Source organism: Pseudoalteromonas sp. NZS127 (genome assembly GCF_015864805.1).
Taxonomy (GTDB): domain Bacteria; phylum Pseudomonadota; class Gammaproteobacteria; order Enterobacterales; family Alteromonadaceae; genus Pseudoalteromonas; species Pseudoalteromonas nigrifaciens.
Map to the genome: position 1 here is coordinate 100,911 of NZ_JADYWN010000006.1, position 17,570 is coordinate 118,480.

Annotated in this window: 15 protein-coding genes and 4 tRNA genes; 11 read left to right on the forward strand and 8 right to left on the reverse strand. The window is 40.6% G+C overall.

Translation table 11 applies throughout. The features are described from left to right. Positions 1-65: 65 nt before the first annotated feature. A complete protein-coding gene (locus I6E78_RS07895) occupies positions 66-695 on the reverse strand; it encodes a methylthioribulose 1-phosphate dehydratase (RefSeq protein ID WP_086994421.1) in 630 nt (209 codons plus the stop codon). Positions 696-911: 216 nt separating this feature from the next. Here I6E78_RS07895 and I6E78_RS07900 point away from each other — a divergent pair, with 216 nt between their 5' ends. Together I6E78_RS07900 and I6E78_RS07905 are read left to right on the forward strand one after the other, a co-directional pair. After that, complete coding sequence (locus I6E78_RS07900; protein WP_197182256.1) at positions 912-1,685, forward strand: amidohydrolase; 774 nt, start codon at positions 912-914, stop codon at positions 1,683-1,685. A gap of 69 nt (positions 1,686-1,754) precedes the next feature. Beyond that, a complete protein-coding gene (locus I6E78_RS07905; protein ID WP_197182257.1) occupies positions 1,755-3,182 on the forward strand; it encodes a mannose-1-phosphate guanylyltransferase/mannose-6-phosphate isomerase in 1,428 nt (475 codons plus the stop codon). Positions 3,183-3,189: 7 nt separating this feature from the next. Here the strand turns inward: I6E78_RS07905 and I6E78_RS07910 are convergent, their stop codons facing one another. The 3 genes from I6E78_RS07910 to I6E78_RS07920 form a co-directional block, all read right to left on the reverse strand. After that, the gene (locus I6E78_RS07910) at positions 3,190-5,346 is read right to left on the reverse strand and encodes an ATP-binding protein (RefSeq protein WP_197182258.1); all 2,157 of its coding nucleotides are present in this window, start codon (positions 5,344-5,346) and stop codon (positions 3,190-3,192) included. A 225-nt stretch (positions 5,347-5,571) separates the two neighbouring features. After that, a complete protein-coding gene (locus tag I6E78_RS07915) occupies positions 5,572-6,228 on the reverse strand; it encodes a helix-turn-helix transcriptional regulator (protein WP_086994433.1) in 657 nt (218 codons plus the stop codon). A 213-nt stretch (positions 6,229-6,441) separates the two neighbouring features. Then, complete coding sequence (locus I6E78_RS07920) at positions 6,442-6,813, reverse strand: histidine triad nucleotide-binding protein (protein ID WP_011329544.1); 372 nt, start codon at positions 6,811-6,813, stop codon at positions 6,442-6,444. A gap of 93 nt (positions 6,814-6,906) precedes the next feature. On the opposite strand from I6E78_RS07920, the gene I6E78_RS07925 reads away from it, so the two are divergent. After that, positions 6,907-7,509, forward strand: coding sequence for a DUF2057 family protein (locus I6E78_RS07925; protein ID WP_197182259.1), 603 nt, complete (start codon positions 6,907-6,909; stop codon positions 7,507-7,509). A gap of 90 nt (positions 7,510-7,599) precedes the next feature. Here the strand turns inward: I6E78_RS07925 and I6E78_RS07930 are convergent, their stop codons facing one another. Next, positions 7,600-9,441, reverse strand: coding sequence for a M1 family metallopeptidase (locus I6E78_RS07930; RefSeq protein WP_011329542.1), 1,842 nt, complete (start codon positions 9,439-9,441; stop codon positions 7,600-7,602). Positions 9,442-9,584: 143 nt separating this feature from the next. On the opposite strand from I6E78_RS07930, the gene murB reads away from it, so the two are divergent. From murB to tuf, 8 genes are all read left to right on the forward strand, one after another. Continuing rightward, the gene (gene murB / locus I6E78_RS07935; RefSeq protein ID WP_197182260.1) at positions 9,585-10,595 is read left to right on the forward strand and encodes a UDP-N-acetylmuramate dehydrogenase; all 1,011 of its coding nucleotides are present in this window, start codon (positions 9,585-9,587) and stop codon (positions 10,593-10,595) included. Continuing rightward, entirely contained in the window at positions 10,592-11,584 is a 993-nt protein-coding gene (gene birA, locus I6E78_RS07940; RefSeq protein ID WP_197182261.1) for a bifunctional biotin--[acetyl-CoA-carboxylase] ligase/biotin operon repressor BirA, read from the forward strand. Before murB ends, birA begins: the two co-directional genes overlap by 4 nt. Continuing rightward, positions 11,581-12,288, forward strand: coding sequence for a pantothenate kinase (locus tag I6E78_RS07945; protein WP_197182262.1), 708 nt, complete (start codon positions 11,581-11,583; stop codon positions 12,286-12,288). Before birA ends, I6E78_RS07945 begins: the two co-directional genes overlap by 4 nt. A 117-nt stretch (positions 12,289-12,405) precedes the next feature. Further along, a tRNA-Thr gene (locus I6E78_RS07950) sits at positions 12,406-12,481 on the forward strand. A gap of 40 nt (positions 12,482-12,521) precedes the next feature. Beyond that, positions 12,522-12,606, forward strand: a tRNA-Tyr gene (locus tag I6E78_RS07955). 45 nt (positions 12,607-12,651) lie between these two features. Beyond that, positions 12,652-12,726 (forward strand) — tRNA-Gly (locus tag I6E78_RS07960). A gap of 12 nt (positions 12,727-12,738) precedes the next feature. Beyond that, positions 12,739-12,814 (forward strand) — tRNA-Thr (locus tag I6E78_RS07965). Between the two features lie 136 nt (positions 12,815-12,950). Next, positions 12,951-14,135, forward strand: a complete 1,185-nt coding sequence (tuf, locus tag I6E78_RS07970; protein ID WP_011329538.1) for an elongation factor Tu — start codon at positions 12,951-12,953, stop codon at positions 14,133-14,135. A gap of 275 nt (positions 14,136-14,410) precedes the next feature. On the opposite strand, the gene I6E78_RS07975 is transcribed toward tuf, so the two are convergent. The 3 genes from I6E78_RS07975 to I6E78_RS07985 form a co-directional block, all read right to left on the reverse strand. Beyond that, positions 14,411-15,661, reverse strand: coding sequence for a dipeptidase (locus I6E78_RS07975; protein ID WP_197182263.1), 1,251 nt, complete (start codon positions 15,659-15,661; stop codon positions 14,411-14,413). 75 nt (positions 15,662-15,736) lie between these two features. Continuing rightward, positions 15,737-15,991, reverse strand: coding sequence for a YheU family protein (locus tag I6E78_RS07980; protein WP_011329536.1), 255 nt, complete (start codon positions 15,989-15,991; stop codon positions 15,737-15,739). Then, positions 15,988-16,980 carry a hydrolase gene (locus I6E78_RS07985; protein WP_011329535.1) on the reverse strand — a complete coding sequence of 331 codons (993 nt, stop codon included), beginning with the start codon at positions 16,978-16,980 and terminating at the stop codon, positions 15,988-15,990. Before I6E78_RS07985 ends, I6E78_RS07980 begins: the two co-directional genes overlap by 4 nt. Positions 16,981-17,570: the final 590 nt, after the last annotated feature.

Genomic DNA, 17,570 nt, shown 5'->3' on the forward strand with positions numbered 1-17,570 from the left:
ATGAGTGCTTAAGCGCACTAAACTAAGCTGCTTTTTTATGCACTCAATATTTATTAGGTCATTAATTATTTATTATTTGCTTGAATGCCGGTAATTTTTAAACGCTCTAATTCACAGCTAAATAAAAATTCCAGCACTTCTAAATGACGACGAACTTCATCAATATTTCGCCCTACAGCATATAAACCATGGCCACGTATAAGCACTCCGTGTTCAATAGGTGTGTGTAAATGATGGTCGCTTACCAATAAACTTAAATGATCTATGTCTTGGTCGTTATTAAAAATAGGAATGCTTAGGGTTTCTAAATGCGAGGTAAAACCGGTTAAAGCTTTTTGCATTTCGTAGCCAGTTAAATCGAGTTTATGACTTTTTGTTATTTGCGAAAGCACGGTAGCCGCAACAGAATGCGTGTGCAGTACACATTGCGCTTCGGGAATTAGCTGATACAAGCTCAAGTGCAGTTGTGTTTCGGCTGAGCGTTTTTTTGTTCCTGCCAAAGGCTTGCCTTGTAGATCTAGCTGTAAAAAGTGCTCATTGGTCAACTTGCCTTTATCTTGGCCACTAGCTGTTATTACAAAGCCCGACTCAGTTCTTGCTGAAAAATTCCCACCGGTTGCGGGTATCCACTCTTTTTGGCTAACCCACTTCCCAGCTTCAATAAGTTGCGAAATAGCGGTATTGTTGTTTTGCATATATTCCTCACAAACGAGCATCAGTTAATTGTATTTAGACGGCTAAACTTCTATATTAAGTGATGGTAGCACCGCTTTGCGTGCAAAACCACAATTAAGGATATAGAGTGTTAATAACTAAGCTATCAGCATAAGGTATGTTTTATCAAACTCTAATAACAATTAAGTTGGTTTAGCTAAAAACACTAAAAACTTAAAAGAGGGCGGCACAAAACTATGTCAACTTTAACACTTACATTATTGCAAAGCTCACTACACTGGCTCGATAAAGACGCTAATTTAGCTATGTTTAATAAGCAGCTAGATGCAGTGACTCAGCAGTCAGACTTGATTTTACTGCCCGAAACCTTTGCCACAGGCTTTGCAATAAACTTAGATTGCGCTGAGCCTGAAAACGGCAAAGTACTTACCTGGTTAAAGGCGCAAGCGCATAAACATAACGCAGTAATTGCAGGCTCAGTATTTGTTACGCAAGGCAGTAAAAAGGCCAATCGGTTTTATTGGGTGCAGCCCAATGGAGAAGTAGACTTTTACGATAAGCGTCATTTGTTTTGTTTAGGCAACGAAGGCGACTTTGTAGTAGCAGGACAAGCGCGCAAAGTGTTTACTATTAATGGCTTTAAGCTATTACCACAAGTGTGCTACGACCTACGCTTTCCGGTATTTCAGCGCAATAACAACGATTACGATGTAATGATTAATATTGCTAATTGGCCCGCAGTGCGACGCCATGTTTGGGATACATTATTAATGGCGCGAGCGATGGAAAATGTATGTTATGTGGTTGGGGTAAATCGCATTGGTGATGATGCCAATGGTGTTGCTCACAATGGTGGCACAGCGGTATATGACTTTAAAGGTGATGCTTTAGTAAAAGCTGCAGATAATAGCCAAGCGCTAATAACCACTACTTTACACAAAGCACCATTAAATGACTTTAAGGCTAAATTTCCGGCGCATTTAGATGCGGATGCTTTTAACTTAGTATAAAGCAGCTTAAATTAGCCAGCGGCTAATTAAGTGTTAAAATAGCCGCTGATATTTATTGGCGGCAGCACTATGAACAACTCTTTAATTACTCCAGTTATTTTAGCGGGCGGCATTGGCTCTCGTTTATGGCCGTTGTCGCGCCAAGCAATGCCAAAACAGTTTTTACCCTTACTCGATGCTGAACCTACTGGGCAGTCGTTATTACAAAATACCCTAACACGGGTAACCGGTAGGGTATTCAATCGAGCTATTTTAGTGTGTAACGAACAGCACCGATTTATTGCCGCTGAGCAAGCTGCTAGTGCAAATCCGCGCGTATTACTTTTAGAACCCACAGGTAAAAATACTGCCCCAGCAATTGCTTTAGCTGCGCATTATGCGCTACAAAATGGCATAACAGGGCCACTGTTAGTTATGCCAGCGGATCATCATATAAATAATTTTAACTTACTCACCGAGCAGTTACACGGCGCGACAATATTAGCTGAGCAAGGTAAATTAGTTACCTTTTCTATTACGCCTACCGAGCCACACACAGGTTACGGGTATATAAAACAAGGAAGCGCCATTACCGGTACTGACTGCTTTGAAGTAGCTGAATTTAAAGAAAAACCCAGCTTAACCACCGCAACAAGCTACCTGTTAGATGGAAGTTATAGTTGGAATAGCGGTATGTTTTTGTTTACTGCTGCAGCGTATTTACAAGAGTTGGCTCGCTTTGCACCTAAAATTGCCAATTGTGTGGCTAACGCCGCCAATTTTAGTCAGGACTTAGGCTTTACACGGCCCAGTGCAAAAACGCTCGAAGCTTGCCCGAGTGACTCCATAGATTATGCTATTTTAGAGCGCAGTGATAACGTAGTTGTCATGCCTGTTGCCTTAAACTGGAGTGACGTAGGTGGTTTTTCATCACTTGCTAAGTTGCTAAAAAAAGATCCGCAAGGCAATAACTTAAATACTAACTATGTAGCGCAAAACAGTAAAAACAATCTAATAATAAGCGAAACCGATCATACTATTGCCACGTTAGGGGTAAGTAATTTAGCTGTTATTCATACCCACGATGCCACGCTTATTGCGAATCAAAATGAGCTTGATGCACTGCCGTTATTACTCAAAAAAGTAGCGCTTACGCAAACTGACAAGTTAACCCACCACCAAGTTGTTTATCGGCCGTGGGGAAATTATCGTACCTTGGTAGAAAGCAGTGGATTTAAGGTTAAAAAAATAACCGTAAACAGCGGCGCTAAGCTCTCTACGCAGCGTCATCAATATCGTGCCGAGCATTGGGTAGTTGTATCTGGGGTTGCCGATGTATGCATTGATAAGCAAGCACTAACACTCAGTGCAGATCAGTCTTGTTATATTGCCGCTAAGCAAATTCATAGTTTGGCTAATAATAAAAATGCGCCGTTAATAGTAATTGAGGTACAAACAGGCACTATTTTAGATGAAAGCGACATTGAACGGTTTGATGATAAATATGGCAGAAACTAACAACGCTTTACTGCAGCCCTTTGCGTACACACCTTAAATACTCTTCTAAACTTTGCTGCCAAAGGTCGAGCGCTTCATTGATGGCGTTTTTTAGCGGCTTTTTATCAAGCATACGACGCTCTATTTTTTTCAGCGCTAAACCATAACGGTTAAAGCCCAGCTGTAGTGCGGTATTGGCTTGGCGATGTAATAATTTAATGCATTGCTCGGGCTGTTGTTCTACGAGCGCTTGGCAGTGATTTAGTTTACTGCGGGTAGAGAGCACAAACTCGTTATAAATAGACGACACTTCATCAATACTAAAAGAGCTGGTAAGCGTTTCGCTAGCGCTTGCGTCATATAAAGTATCAACCAAATCTACAGCTACAGTAGCCGTTTTAGTTGACTGTGAATCGCTTAGTGCTTGGCGCAATTTTTGGTGTTTAATAGGTTTACCTACAATGTCTTTTATACCCAGCGCTAAGTACTCTTTTACCTCACTAGGGCTTAAGCTTGCAGTAAAGGCTAGTACGGGAGTGCGCTGGTTTTTATGCTCAATTTTAGCCAATGTTTTAAGTACTTGTTGGCCGGTCAAATCAGGTAGGTTCATATCGAGCAGCACTACATCAAAATGATGCGCTTGCATTAACTCTATTGCAGTTTTACCGTCTTTTGCTAACTTAATTTTATGTTCGTCGTCGGCCATAAATTCTACGGCTATTTTTTGATTTAAATCTAAATCCTCTACTAACAACACCTTTAAACCGGTTAAATAATCTTTACTTTGATGACGTTGCGCTACTAGGCTGAGCTCGCCCAGCGCACACGTAATATCAAAGCTAAACGCGCTGCCACTCCCTAGGCTACTGGCTATTTCTAACTTGCTATGCAGTTTTTCGAGTAAGCGGCTGGTTATTGCTAAACCAAGGCCTGTACCGCCTTTTTCTTTTCCGGCGCTACTTTGCACATAGGGTTCGGTTAGGTAGGCTATTTCGTCATTCTCGATGCCGGGGCCTGAGTCTTTTACGCTTATTTTAATAGTGTGTTCAAGTTGTTTTTCAGTGATTAGATCAATTTGAATTTTAACGCTACCTTGGTCGGTAAATTTAATTGCGTTACCCACAAGGTTAATAATAATTTGTCTGAGTTTTTGCTGATCGCAGTAGTAACAGGCTTGATCGGGTATATTGCAAAGTAGCTCAAACTTTAGTTGCTTTTGCTCTGCCAGAGGGCTTAGTAATAAGCATAAATTTTGTATCCAAGTTTTAAACTCAATATCTTCTTCGTAAAGAGCTTCGTCGCTTTGATCAAGGCTGGCGTAGTCGAGTACTTTATCAACCAGTAAATTAAGGGATTCGGCAGAGTTAATAATTGCCTCGCAATAGGCTTTATTGCGAGCATCACTTGTTTGGTTCATAACTAACTGAGCACTGCCTAAAATGCCGTTTAAAGGGGTGCGAATTTCGTGGCTGATAGTTGATAAAAACAACCCACGTATTTCTAGGTCTTTACGGGCTTTTTTAGTGAGCTTATTAAGATGCTGCTCTCTGCGCTCATTACACAACAGTGCCATGCCAGCGGCATAAAACATAGGTGCTATAACCCCGTTTAAAAAAAGTAACGAGCTAAACCAAGGGCTTAATAGGGTGTCATGTTGCTCAATTTTTTGCATAAATATCGAGCGGGCAATAAAGCTTACGGCAACTAAAGTTAAAATTATAATATAAACAATGCTGCCGTTGGGATAGGGCTTACGTGCATACTTTATAAATATAAACAGTAAAAATGCAGCTTCAGCTATATGCTGTATATCAGATATAAACAGCCTATCTTGAATAGATAGCGAAAAAAAGCTGTAATAACCCAGCATTACGCTGCTAAAAGCAGTAAATGCACAAACAAGTTTAAAGCCAATACCGCGATAATCTAAAAACTGGCTAATAGCAAGGCAATGCACAATTGAGGCCGCAAACATCAATATATTGGCAATGCTAATGGCGACAAGTTCAGGGACTCGCCCGATCAGAGTAAAGCCAATAATAACGCCGAGCAATAAAACAGGATAAAAAATATAAAGCAGAGTGCCTGGAGTGTGTTTATTGGTGCGCCAGGTTAAAAAATTTAGCAGGGTCATTACAACCATAACGGCGATACTGGCAAAATAAAGAGTAAAAGAGTCGAGCATTGAGGCACCAATAGCGTGTTATTAGATTAAAAGTATAACAATAATTACTTAACCGAAAATAGCTCAATATATTGTTTAGCACATTGAGCTGTATTGAAATTAAAACGTATATTTTATTTGCTGGGGAGCGACTTATTATTTAAAGTTTGAGTTTGCTGATTAAGCTTGCCCAGATACAAAAACAGACACGTATGTGCCTGTTTTGTGTTTAAACTAAAGTTTAAATTAACGTATTTCGTCTGGAATATGCTGCTGTGCCCACGATAGTAGCTCAATACGGTTACGACATTTTGTTTTTCTAAATGCGCTGTATAAATGAGTTTTAACTGTGTGAGGGCTAATGCTTAGCTCTTCAGCAATTTCTTTATTTTTTGAGCCATTACTCATTAATGAAATTATGGCTTTTTCGCGCTTGGTAAGTTTAACTGGCTCAATATCGCCTTCGGTAAGCTTATGCAGTGCATCTTTATTAAACTGCAACATACGATTTAATGCATTACACATTATATCTCTGCGATACCAAAGTTGATCTTCAAGTAGTAAGCGAATACCTTTCATCAACACATCGGCGTTATCTGTGGTGTAAAATACACCACGAATTCCGCTAAGTAAGGCACGATTAGCAAGCTCTGGGTTTTCATCCAAATTAAATAATACGATATCGCATTTAATCCGTAAATTAACCAGTTGCTCTTTTAATTTTCCCCACGCATCTTTGCTCGATGTTTCGATAAACAAAAGTCGTGTTCCTACAGGCACATCTAAAATATTGGTGCCTGTGGTTACGCTAATACCTTGCGTTTTTAACAAAGGTTCTAAAACGTTAATACCAATAGTGTTAATGGGCTCTTCATCTAATAACAAAAAGGCTGAACTGCTCATATTATTTTTACTCTTTTATAAAGCTTATGATTAAGTTTACCACGACCTCCACACCTTTTGTATTAGAAAGTCGCGTTGTAACGCAAAAAACAAGTACGATATTGTGATTATTTAAACATAAAATGTTGCAAATAAGTAATTATTTATTGATTGCGATTACAAAATAAAACAACTTAAAAAGCTTATAACTAATTGTATAAAATAAATAGTTGTTTATAGCGCCACTTTTTTGGTGTTTTGATAAGGAGGCCAGCCCATCTCTTTACCTGCAAGCATATGTAAATGAATATGATATACGGTTTGGCCACCATGCTCATTGCAATTCATGACTACTCGGTAGCCATCATCGGCAAAATTTAGTTGCTTGGCTAATTTAGCCGCTACTACATATAAATTACCTACTAAATGCGAGTTTTCAGGTGTTACATCGTTAATAGTAGCAATTGCCTTTTTGGGGATAATAAGCGCGTGAAATGGCGCCTGAGGGTTTATATCTTTAAAGGCGAGAGTATGCTCATCTTCATAAATAATATCAGCTGGGATCTCACGATTAATTATTTTAGTAAAAATAGTCTCTTGGCTCATTATATGGCCCCTAATTAAGTATGATTAAAGTAAGCTCCACTAATGACAAACTTTACAAGCAGTGTCAAACTGAAATCAAATAAAGGAGAAAATATGCGTAAATCAATATTATTAGGTAGTGCCGCAGCGCTATTGTTTAGTGTGTCGAGCATGGCAGAAAATATTCACTTTCCAGAAGAGCTTGTACCTCTGCAAGTTGATGAGCGTATTATTGAAAGCTCTATATTTAGCCGCGTTGACGACATAGAGCTAGCACCGGGTAGTTATAAATTAAAGCTTAAATATACTGACTTGTATGACCTAGGTTACGACGATCACGAAGTGGTAGAGTCTGAATCATTTTGGGTAAATGTAACTATTGAAGCGGGTAAAGATTATGCTTTAGAGTTTAATCGTGCCAAAAATGCGGTTGCGGCTAAAGTATTTGCACAGTCGCCACAAGTAAGCTTAAAAGCAAAAGGGAGTGCACTGGCTGCGCCATTAAGTGTAATTTCTAATGCCCAGATCACAAACACTGTGCCAGTACAGCAAGTTAGTAATACAACTGCAATGGCAACAAGCGCAAGCGAAGTAAGTAAACCCGTTGCACCTATTAATGGTAAGGGCATGCCCAGCGCAGCAGCAATGCTCGACTTTTGGTGGCAACAAGCAACCCCAGCTCAGCAACAAGCCTTTTTAGAAAAAGTAACCAAGTAGCTTTTTATACAATTAAAAAAGGGCCGAATGTCGGCCCTTTTTGTATTTTAAATACTCGCTTATTATTAAGCTCGTTCTTATTTAAATAATTTATTCAAATAATGCGTCTATAGTGCCATGTGCTAGTGGGTGGTACCCCGGGCGAGCTTTTAAATACACGCTTTGTGCCCAGTCTTTTTTGCCGTTATCAATAAGTGACTTATAAAGCGGGACAATTAGCTTACGACGACCAATACTGGTTAAGTGCTTATCAAGCGCTGGGTAAATTGGCTGGTAGCCATTACCTACCGCTAGCATAAACCAAGCAAATGCACGCTCAGCGTTAGTTGATTGCGTTAAGTTATACGCAGTATCAAGCTCGCTCATATGTGTTTGGCTTAAATCGCGCGGTAAGTTATTTAAAAAGTGTAACCATTCATGCACCGACCAATTAGCTGTAGGTAATTGCGCTGCTGTGATATCGCCATTTAACCAAGTAGCTGTTGCTGTATCTACTTTATCAAAAGCATCTGATGTTGGATTAGGTGTATCGCTTGGTAAACCTGGCGCAAAAATCCATTCATTTACTTTATCCATGCTCACAATACCAGGGTACTTATCAATTAAGTTAGCTTTTAGGTAAGTAACAAATTGTGCAGTGGTTAAAGATTTAAAGGCAAATTCGTTAAAATAAGTTTTTACAAAGGCGTCAAACTTATCGCGGCCATATTTTTCTTCTAGGTAAATTAAGAATAATTGCCCTTTGGTATAAGGTACAGAGCTAAACGCATCATCAGGATCGCGGCCATTAAGCTTTAAGTTAAGGCGCGTGTCTGGCGCATCAAGCGTTTTAATTTGGGCGCGAATACCGGCAGCGTCAAGGGCTTGTTCCATTACTGCGCGGTCGCGACCAAATACTTCTTCCATAATGCGGTTTTCAACGTACGAGGTAAAACCTTCGTTTAACCATAAATCTTCCCAGGTTGCATTGGTAACTAAGTTACCAGACCAAGAATGAGCAAGCTCATGTGCAATTAGATTTACTAAGCTTTTATCGCCTGCAACCACGGTTGGGGTAATAAACGAAAGGCGTGGGTTTTCCATGCCACCAAACGGAAAACTTGGCGGTAGCATAAGTAAGTCGTAACGACCCCACGCATAATCGCCGTAAAGTGCGTTAGTTTTATCGATCATCGCTTGGGTGTCGTTAAATTCGGCAACTGAAGCATCTAAAATAGTTGGTTCAGCAAAAATACCGGTTTGATGCGACATGGCTTTAAATTCTAAATTACCTGCGCCAATAGCAATTAAGTAAGGCGAAATTGCTTGTGGCATATCAAAAATGTAGTCGCCATCTTTATAAAGAGCGTCTTTATTGTCGGCACTCATTACCGCACGTATATCTTTAGGCGTATGAATGCGCGCCGAGTACGTTACTCGCATTGCTGGCGTGTCTTGTACTGGGATCCAACTACGTGCATGAATTGCTTGCGATTGGCTGTACATAAACGGGTGTGTTTTGCTGGCTGTTTGCTCTGGTGTTAACCATTGTAGGCCAGACGCTTCAGGGCGGCTATTATAGTAAATACGTACTTTTGGCGCTTGGCTTTTAAAAGTAATTGTTAATTTTGAGCCTTTAACATCATCGCGTGTTGCTAAACTAAATTTAGCTTTATGCCATGTGCCGTTTTGCGTTTGATACATTACTTTATCAATATCTAAATCGCGAGTATCGAGCACTAGAGTTTTACTGTTGTTATTTTGCCATTCTAGGGTGTGCTCAACAAAACCTTCTAATTGCTTGTCGGCAAAGTCGACATCTAAATCAAGGTTTAAATGCGTAGTAATAACGTCATTAAGATTAGCATACGAGTTTTGATCAATAGCATTGGCCATTGCTTGTGAGCACATACCAGCCATAGCTAGGCTTAAAAAAAGAGGTGTGATTTTCATAATTACCCTAAACACAAATAAATAAGTGGTAGTTTTATATCATGATTGGCGAGGCGGGTTGAGCAATTTTTACATTCAGATGCGCTATTTGCGACAATGCGTTAAACTAACGCGATTAGTTACCGGTATATTTAGAGAGCTTTGTGGCGCACTCATTACAAACGTTACATACATTTGCATTAACCAGCGAATGCCAACAATTTGTTGAAATTAATAACCTAGAACAGCTTAAAGCGCAAAGCTTTAAGCCCCCATTTTGCCTTTTAGGCGAGGGCAGCAATACGGTATTTTTAAATGACTACACCGGTACTGTTATTAAAATGGCAACTCAAGGTGTACAAATAAAAGAGCGCGCAAACGATTACTTAATTAGCGTGGCCGCTGGCGAAAACTGGCATCAACTAGTCAGCGAGCTATTGGCTAAAAACATTCCTGGGCTTGAAAACCTGGCGCTTATTCCCGGTACTGTGGGTGCTGCGCCGGTGCAAAATATTGGTGCCTACGGGGTTGAATTGGCTAAATTTGTAGAGTCGGTTGAGTATTTTGATATAGCGAACAAAACCTTTAATACTTTAAGTAATGCACAATGTGAATTTGGCTATCGCGATTCTATTTTTAAACACGTGTTAAAAAATAAAGCGGTGATCACTACTGTGCATTTAGCCTTGCCTAAAGAGTGGCAGCCGGTATTGAGTTATGGACCGCTGCAGCAACTTGCAGCCGTTACGCCACAGGCGGTATTTGAGCAAGTAATAGCAACACGTAACAGCAAATTACCCAATCCTTATACCTTACCTAATGCAGGTAGTTTTTTTAAAAACCCCATTATTACTAATCAATGTTTAGCTACCTTATTAACTACCTTTGTAGATTTACCGCATTATAAACACGGTGCAAAGCACCATAAAGTGGCTGCGGGTTGGCTAATAGAGCAAGCGGGTTTAAAAGGCTACCGCATTGCAGGTATTGAGGTACATAAACAACAAGCCCTAGTGCTAGTAAATTACGGCCAAAGCCAAGGAAGCGATTTAATTGCAATGATTAAACATATTCAACACAGCGTATTTTCTTGTTACAACATTATGCTAGAGCACGAAGTACGCTTAATTAATAACAATAGTGAATGTCATATTGCAGCGGAGCTAACGCGATGAAAGCACCCGATGGAAATAAACTCGCCATTTTAAATGCCCTCAATCAAGGTGGTTTTATTTCTGGGCAGGTATTAGGCGAGCAACTGGGTATTAGCCGCGCTGCTATTAGTAAGCATATTAAAAGCTTACAAGAAATGGGCTTAGATATTTTTAAGGTAACCGGTAAAGGTTATAGCTTAAATAGCCAAGTAGGGCTGTTAAACCAAGCGCAAATACATCAATATTATCAAGCGTTAGGTGCAACTACCGCCAAAGTAGAAGTACACCCCATAATAGACTCCACTAATAGTGAGCTAATGCGCCGCATACAAGCAAAAAATGAGCTTGAGTCGGGCACTGTTATTGTGGCCGAAATGCAGCAGTTGGGGCGTGGGCGTCGGGGCCGGGTTTGGCAATCACCATTTGGAGCCAACTTATATTATAGTTACTTTTGGCGCTTAGATGATGGCATACAGGCCGCTATGGGCGTATCTATAGTGGTTGGCTTAGCTGTATATGATGCTATTAAAGCGCTATACAACATAGAAGTAGAGCTAAAGTGGCCTAACGATATATACCTCAATAAACAAAAGCTCGCGGGCGTATTAGTTGAGCTAGACGCGCAACCGCAAGGTCCTTGTCAGTTAGTTATAGGCATAGGTATTAACTTACAAATGCCAGAGAGTTTTAGTCAGCACATTGATCAAGCATGGACCGACTTAAGTCAACATACGCAGCAGCTTAATAAAAATCAGTTGGTTGCCTCGCTTACTTATCATTTAGAGCAGCGTTTAGAGCAATATAGTGAAAGCGGTTTACACACCATGCATCAGCAATGGAATGCTTTAAATGCATTTGCTGGTGAATGTGTAGAGTTAAATACCGGGCATCGTAGTTGGCGCGGAATATGTGAGGGAATAGACTCACAAGGCGGAATTCGGATTCGCCAAGATGGTGAAGTGAAAAGCTACTACGGCGGCGAAATTTCGCTCAGAAAGGCGCAACTATGAAATTACTCATTGATGTAGGCAATACCTCACTCAAAGCTAAGCTGTGGCAAAACGAGCAAGTTCAAACATGTGATTTAAATAATTTACCTTGGCATACAATTACACACGTTATTTATGCCTGCGTAGGGCGCAGTGAGCTACTTAACACTATTTTAGCGCAAGCCGCCTTTAATAGTATTAGCTGCTTTGAAGCTAAAGTAACTAAAACGCTAGGTGGGCTCACCTGTGCTTACGAGCATTTTAATAATTTAGGCATAGATAGATGGCTGGCACTTATTGCAAGCTTTACCTTGTATCCAAATAGGGCCTGCATAGTTGTTGATGCCGGTACGGCTACCACAATTGATGTACTCAATTGTGACGGGCAGCACTTAGGTGGCTGGATTTTACCTGGCCTTGATTTAATGACCCGCTCGTTAACGCAAAATACCCAGCGTGTTTTTGATGATGAAAATACGCCATTTACTAATCAACTGGGGAAAAACACCCCAAATGGTTTGAAAAATGGTGCCTTGGTTGCCACCATAGGAGCAATTAACCAAGCTAAACCTTATTTAAATGATAAAAATATGCAAATTATTTTTGCCGGTGGTCATGGTGCGTTATTACAACAGCAATTCAAAGCGAGTATTTTTGATCCTATGCTGGTTATTAAAGGCTTAAATTATTGGTATGAATTAGATGAAAACAGCAATAAATTATAAAAAAGCCGGTTTTTGCCTGAATTGTGAGCATTTAAACAATAAATTCTCATTTATTTTAATTTTATAGTTGCATCCCAATAAAGCTTACTCTAATATCTCGCCCCGTACTAAAGCAGTGCCGACTTAGCTCAGCTGGTAGAGCAACTGACTTGTAATCAGTAGGTCAACCGTTCGACTCGGTTAGTCGGCACCACTTTCCTTTTACCGAAAGTGCATTAGTAAAGAATTATCGTGGAGGGGTTCCCGAGCGGCCAAAGGGATCAGACTGTAAATCTGACGGCTCAGCCTTCGCTGGTTCGAATCCAGCTCCCTCCACCACTTTATTCTTGACGGTTAGAGGTATTTTAAGAACAGGTTCCTAACGCGGGCATCGTATAATGGCTATTACCTCAGCCTTCCAAGCTGATGATGCGGGTTCGATTCCCGCTGCCCGCTCCAGTTTATGGTGATGCTGATATAGCTCAGTTGGTAGAGCGCACCCTTGGTAAGGGTGAGGTCGGCAGTTCGACTCTGCCTATCAGCACCAGTTTTAAGAACCTCCTTAAGCGCTTCCTTTATCTGTCAGAAAAAAACTATTTGAAATTTGAAAAAATCAACTTAATCTACCTATGGTGGATTATTTTCATATGTAATATAGATACACAAAACTGATAGGTTCCGTCATGGCAAAAGCAAAGTTTGAACGCGTAAAACCGCATGTTAACGTAGGTACAATTGGCCACGTTGACCACGGTAAAACTACATTAACTGCAGCAATCACTAACGTACTTGCAAAAGTATACGGCGGTGTTGCTAAAGATTTCGCATCAATCGACAACGCTCCAGAAGAGCGCGAGCGCGGTATCACAATTTCAACGTCTCACGTTGAATACGATACGCCTACTCGTCACTACGCACACGTAGATTGTCCTGGTCACGCCGATTATGTTAAAAACATGATCACTGGTGCTGCTCAAATGGACGGTGCTATTTTAGTAGTAGCTGCGACTGATGGTCCTATGCCACAAACACGTGAGCACATCCTACTTTCTCGCCAAGTTGGCGTTCCTTACATCATCGTGTTCATGAACAAATGTGACATGGTTGATGACGAAGAGCTACTTGAGCTAGTAGAAATGGAAGTTCGTGAACTTCTTTCAGAATACGATTTCCCAGGTGATGACTTACCACTAATTCAAGGTTCAGCACTTAAAGCGCTTGAAGGCGAGAAAGAGTGGGAAGATAAGATTGTTGAGCTTGCAAACGCACTTGATTCTTACATTCCAGAGCCAGAGCGTGACATCGATAAAGCATTCATCATGCCTATCGAAGACGTTTTCTCAATCCAAGGCCGTGGTACTGTTGTAACTGGTCGTGTTGAAGCTGGTATTATCCGCATCAACGACGAGATTGAAATTGTTGGTATCCGTGATACAACTAAGTCAATCTGTACTGGTGTTGAAATGTTCCGTAAACTGCTTGACGAAGGTCGTGCTGGTGAGAACATTGGTGCGCTTTTACGTGGTACTAAGCGTGAAGACGTTGAACGTGGTCAAGTACTAGCTAAGCCTGGTTCAATCAAGCCACACACTACTTTTGAATCAGAGGTATACGTACTTTCAAAAGATGAAGGTGGTCGTCATACTCCATTCTTCAAAGGTTACCGTCCACAGTTCTACTTCCGTACAACTGACGTAACTGGTGACGTACAGTTACCAGAAGGCGTAGAAATGGTAATGCCTGGTGATAACGTTAAGATGACAGTAACTCTAATCGCGCCAATCGCGATGGATGAAGGTCTTCGTTTCGCTATCCGTGAAGGTGGTCGTACTGTAGGCGCTGGCGTTGTTGCAAACATCGTAGCGTAATAATTAACGTTTAAGTTAATTGTTAGAAAAAGGTCACTTAGGTGGCCTTTTTTAATGCCTGTAATAAAGTGCAGGTTGCAGGTATTAGGTTTTAGATATTAGGTACGAGGCTTCAGGTAGAGCAGAGCGGTGTTAACTTTATCGTCGTAGCGTGGGTTGAGGCTTACGAACCTCGAGGATAAAGCATGAGGGTGGCGTTGTTGGCTTAGACTTATGCAAGTTGAGGATAGAAACACGCGGCCATTGGCCGCGTTATATATTAAAGTTAGTGTTCGCTATGCTTTTCTAACCTGATACCTGATACCTGATACCTGATACCTGATACCTAGAGCCTTATGCTTTTTCGCATACGCTTCGGCTTGTTTCCAAACGCGTAGTGTGTTGCCGCTTAAAATCTTTTTAATATCGGTATCACTGTAGCCCCTGTCCATTAAACCTTGTACTAGATTAGGATAGCTAGATACGTCTTTTAAGCCAATTGGCAGCGAATCGCCAACACCATCATAATCAGAACCAATACCTACATAATCAATACCAATTAGCGCAACTACGTGATCAATATGATCAAGCACCTGCTCGAGGCTGGCAAATGGGTAGGGGTTTTTAGCGCGGTATGCAGCATCAAAATCATTACTTAATTTGGTGCCTTCTTTTTTTGCAGACTCTTTTGTACTTTTTAGCTGCTTGCCCCAACTACCTGCTTTAGCGGTAACAAAGCTTGAGCCAAAGTTAATTTGAATAACCCCGCCATTTTTTTTCAGCGCCAGTAGCATGTCGTCATTCATATTACGCTCAAAACCGGGTGTGTATTTGCGTAGCGATGAATGCGAAGCTATAACGGGTGTTTTAGAGAGTTCTATTACCTGATAAAACGCATCATCAGAAATGTGCGAAACGTCGATTAACATGCCAATGTTGTTCATTTCAGTAACTAGCTTTTTACCAAAAGGGCTTAAGCCTTTCCATTTACGGCGAATGTCGTATGACGAGTCAGAAATATGGTTGCTTTGCGAATGAGCAAGGGTAATATAACGCACACCACGGTCGAAAAAGTGTTGTAGATTTTTCATATCACCTTCAATAGGTGAGCCATTTTCCATGCCCATAGCAATCGAAAGCTTACCTTGCTTAAACTGCTCTTCTATATCGACAGTTGAGCTGGCAATTGCAAATTTGTCGGGTGCACGTTGTGCGATTGCTTCCATACTATCAATAAGTAAATTAGCAAGTTGATAGCTTTTACCTTTGCCTTCAAATTCTAAGTGAGCAGGAATGTAAATCGACATAAATGGGGCATTTAAACCGCCTTGTATAGCGCGAGGGTAGTCAAAGTCACCATCGTCGGTGGCTTTGGTAACGTCGGCCCATTTGTCGTGTAGACGGTAAGGTACATCAATATGGGTATCAATTAAAATTGTGTCTTTTGCCAGCTTAATTGCTTTATCTGATGCGGTTATTGTTGTTGCATTGGCTTGGCTACTTAATGCTAGTGATATGGCTACCACTAGAGTGCTGAGTTTTATCATTTTATGGCTCTTTGGGTAAAAAGCCATTGTGTACTTTCAATACAAAAGTTACAAGTGCTACAAAGTTAACTGTATCTAATCAAACGATTGTGCCTGATGCTCTTCACTTTGCAGCGCTTTAAATTCGCCTTTGGAAATGATAGTTACCGACTCATGTAGTTCTGAGAAAAATACCATAGCTTCACCACTTTTAAGCTGCAGCTTTACTTGGTTTACTTTCGATTCAATACTGGCTTCTACTTCGCCATAATCAGTGCCTTCGCGCAGTACATAGCTTTCTATTAGGTTGTATAAGGTGTCTTTATCAAGTTGCTCGTAAGGAATGATCATACTGACTCTTTGTTGGTTTTATTTAATACATATTGGCCAAAATAACTTGGCACCGCTTGCTCTAACCAAAATACCGGCTTAAATGGATTTTTACCGCTAATAAAGCCCACATGCCCGCCTTTTTCAGAGATGCGCAGCGTAACATGCTCACTCACATCTTGCCTACTTGGTACGGCCTTTATAGAGAGCATAGGATCGTCTTTGGCATGAATAATTAATGTTGGCACCGCTATATGTTTTAAATATGGCATAGCACTGGCTTGGCGGTAATAATCATGTGCATTTTCAAAGCCGTGTAAAGGCGCGGTAAGTTGATTATCAAACTCTAACAAGTCGTCAATTTCCATTAATTGATCGGTAGTTATCGATATTTGCTGCTTAATTTGTGGCAATTTACGCTGCATTGATTTTTTCATGCGATCGAGTAAATATTTTTGATAAATTTTACCTAAACTTTTGCGAATAACATCCGATGATGCCGATAAATCATAAGGTGCAGATACCAGTGCTGCTGCACTTAGCGGGCATTGTTGCTGTTGCTCGCCTAAATACTTAGCTAATACATTACCACCTAGCGAAAAGCCTACCGCAACTAAAGGTCGGTTTGGATATAGCTGCTTTAAGTGGTTTATAAAAAAGCTTAAGTCGGCGGTATCACCACTGTGATAAGCACGTGGTAAGCGATTTACTTCGGTGGAGCAGTTTCTAAAATGCATAAGCACCACTGCAAAACCTTGCTTTTTTAAGGCTTTCATCATGCCTTTGGCATAAAAGCTATTTATATTGCCTTCAAGTCCATGTAGTACCACAGCAAGAGGAGCCGTTTCGTTATGCGGTAGCGACCAAGCAAGCTCGATAAAGTCACCATCGGGAGTATCAAGTTGCTCCAATTGGTAGCGAGTATGATGAAATGGGCGGAAAAAACGCGGCATTATGGTCTGAACGTGACGATTGGTCATCCACCATGCGGGTTTGAACTTATGGATCATGTTTGTACTACACACTTTGCAATAAACGAGGCGCTAGTGTAGCAAATTTTTCGACTAGGAAAATAAAAAGCGCCTAATCAGTAAACTGATAGGCGCTTTGTGCGTCGTGCTTAATTTTGGTCAGGAATTTCTGCTTCTTGTACTTTCTTAATAAAGTAGTATACAAAGAAAAGGCACAAGCTAATAACGATCCCCAGAAAACCAAACGATAAGAACAGTACTGGGTCGGTAAAAAAATCTCTGAAGAATACGTCCATAACTTGCCTCCTAATGTCTATGGGTTAATCATAAGCTGGGTTTAGGGATACAGTTATGATCAAGATCAAGTTATTTACCTAAGTGAAATAATGAGCGATATGAAGTTGATTTGGATCATGTTTTGAGAAGAAGGTATTAGGTTTAACTGATGGGTAAAGGGAGCAGGTGAAAACAGCTTTGACCACTGAGAATATAAGGATTAAAGAGGTTTTAATTTTTCCCTATAAAAGCGCAGCGCCTTTTAACCTGTTTGTGAATAAGTCACTTAAAGATCTTTTGCACAAAGAGAAAAGAATGAGCAGTAAAAGAGGGTAGGACTCATAAGTATTGAA

Bases quoted from the DNA above. Each gene is read 5' to 3' on its own strand.
- I6E78_RS07895 (WP_086994421.1), bottom strand. From the start codon at position 695: ATGCAAAACAACAATACCGCTATTTCGCAACTTATTGAAGCTGGGAAG.
- I6E78_RS07900 (WP_197182256.1), top strand. From the start codon at position 912: ATGTCAACTTTAACACTTACATTATTGCAAAGCTCACTACACTGGCTC.
- I6E78_RS07905 (WP_197182257.1), top strand. From the start codon at position 1,755: ATGAACAACTCTTTAATTACTCCAGTTATTTTAGCGGGCGGCATTGGC.
- I6E78_RS07910 (WP_197182258.1), bottom strand. From the start codon at position 5,346: ATGCTCGACTCTTTTACTCTTTATTTTGCCAGTATCGCCGTTATGGTT.
- I6E78_RS07915 (WP_086994433.1), bottom strand. From the start codon at position 6,228: ATGAGCAGTTCAGCCTTTTTGTTATTAGATGAAGAGCCCATTAACACT.
- I6E78_RS07920 (WP_011329544.1), bottom strand. From the start codon at position 6,813: ATGAGCCAAGAGACTATTTTTACTAAAATAATTAATCGTGAGATCCCA.
- I6E78_RS07925 (WP_197182259.1), top strand. From the start codon at position 6,907: ATGCGTAAATCAATATTATTAGGTAGTGCCGCAGCGCTATTGTTTAGT.
- I6E78_RS07930 (WP_011329542.1), bottom strand. From the start codon at position 9,441: ATGAAAATCACACCTCTTTTTTTAAGCCTAGCTATGGCTGGTATGTGC.
- birA (WP_197182261.1), top strand. From the start codon at position 10,592: ATGAAAGCACCCGATGGAAATAAACTCGCCATTTTAAATGCCCTCAAT.
- I6E78_RS07945 (WP_197182262.1), top strand. From the start codon at position 11,581: ATGAAATTACTCATTGATGTAGGCAATACCTCACTCAAAGCTAAGCTG.
- tuf (WP_011329538.1), top strand. From the start codon at position 12,951: ATGGCAAAAGCAAAGTTTGAACGCGTAAAACCGCATGTTAACGTAGGT.
- I6E78_RS07975 (WP_197182263.1), bottom strand. From the start codon at position 15,661: ATGATAAAACTCAGCACTCTAGTGGTAGCCATATCACTAGCATTAAGT.
- I6E78_RS07980 (WP_011329536.1), bottom strand. From the start codon at position 15,991: ATGATCATTCCTTACGAGCAACTTGATAAAGACACCTTATACAACCTA.
- I6E78_RS07985 (WP_011329535.1), bottom strand. From the start codon at position 16,980: ATGATCCATAAGTTCAAACCCGCATGGTGGATGACCAATCGTCACGTT.